The organism is Endozoicomonas sp. ONNA2 (assembly GCF_024606365.1).
In the GTDB taxonomy this organism is placed as follows: Bacteria; Pseudomonadota; Gammaproteobacteria; order Pseudomonadales; family Endozoicomonadaceae; genus Endozoicomonas.
The window spans coordinates 1-1,599 of record NZ_JAHHPO010000341.1; the positions used below are offsets into that span (position 1 = coordinate 1).

At 45.0% G+C, this 1,599-nt stretch carries 1 protein-coding gene; it reads right to left on the reverse strand.

Translation table 11 applies throughout. The features are described from left to right. Positions 1 to 532: 532 nt before the first annotated feature. A partial coding sequence (locus KDK14_RS06225) for an OTU domain-containing protein (protein WP_257264152.1) occupies positions 533 to 1,599 on the reverse strand: 1,067 nt, incomplete at its 5' end.

A 1,599-nucleotide genomic window follows, 5' to 3' on the forward strand; every position in this document is an offset into this window, starting at 1 on the left:
TACATTTTTTTGTGTAATACCGTCCATATTAGGAAAGTTGTTTTTAGACAATTCCCTAGCGGAGTTCCCCGTTGTCATCAGTACTATAGGACACTAAGACTTCCAGTACCTACTGCCCGGTCACTTATGTATTCGTTCACGGGTTCCTGCATGTTGCTTAATGTTTGCTCCAACAGGCTTTAAGCTTTTCCTGTTGACCTGGCCCTGTTCAACCATAGAGCCAATGGTGATTGCATACAGGTCAGTAGTGGATCTCACAGGTCCCTGAGAAAACCATCCTGTACCTTTGCCCCAGTCTCAGACCCCGACCGGACTGGTTTTGCCTCACCAAATCGGCATTTCAGTACTGACCCCACCTCCATAACAATGAGGTCTCCAGCGATGGCGATTTCGTGGCTCAATCCCGCGGCTTCAGTACCTGCTGTTTACGCTTCACAATCATCGTTACCGCTGACTATGCAAAACTCGCTTCCAGCTGGTGGTTACCCTTTACTGGGAGGGAGTCGAACCCTCTGGATTTCAATGAATGATTTCAGCTCATAGAGCCTCCCACATTCTCAGGCTTAGCCTGTCGCAATATGGATTCGCGCATGGATTCGAGAGTCTTCTTGAGTGCTCCCTTGTCGGCTATGCCTTCCTTATCAGCTATGCCTTCCTTATTTTTCTCAATTTCCTCTATACGCTCTGTTAAATCTTCAACTATTAGCTCAGCTTTTGTTCGAGCTGTAGGAGGTGGTATTCGAGAAACTACTGTAGGTGATGGCTCAGGTTGCTGATATTCATTTGAGGAATTCCGCCCGGGTTGCTGGCTCCCGGGCAATCTTTTCCTGCCTGTCATGTAATGTTCGCCCTCTGTATCGAGCACAAATAATTCTGCCTCAGGGTCTTGGCTCATGACTTCAGACAATGTTTTTTTTGGATATTCTTCACCTCCAGAGCCAACAACGCTGAGGACTTTTTCACCAAGATCGCAAACAACGATCCTGCAATTTTCAATAGACGCCATCAGGCGAAGATCAATCTGTTCGGCATAATTACGCGGCTGCCTTAACCGTTCAATTTGCCGTTCAAACAAAAAAGTGACTGCCGCATCAAACCGCAGTTTACCATTGCCTTCCAGGCACTTTTTTCCCTCATGGTAAGATCGTTCTCTTAATTCCATGATGCTGGAATGACCTCCAACCTTGGACATACCATCATAAAAACAATCGCCATCGCGAACCGTCGGAACAAACTCCCGGTGGTATTTCTGTAATATGGCTGCCACCTTTTGCTCTTGCTGGCGGATAGCTTCTTCCATCTCAGCCACCCTGGATGATGGGGTTGGATTATCTCGACCCATTGCGTAAGAGTTACCATGCTCTCTGTGTTGGCTAGATTGCCTGTCCTTTTGCCATTCAACTTGTTTGAATTGAGCTGTTTTAGGAATATTCTGGCTTAACATTCTTTTCAAGTGAGGCAGAATATTACTTATTTCTCTTTGATTTCCTTCTTTTAAAGCATTGAGTCTTTCGAGTAATTTTTCACTCTCGGTTTTAAAAGGTTTAGTTAGTTTCGAGACAAATATTTCAATTTTATCATTAGTGACATCTTCGATTT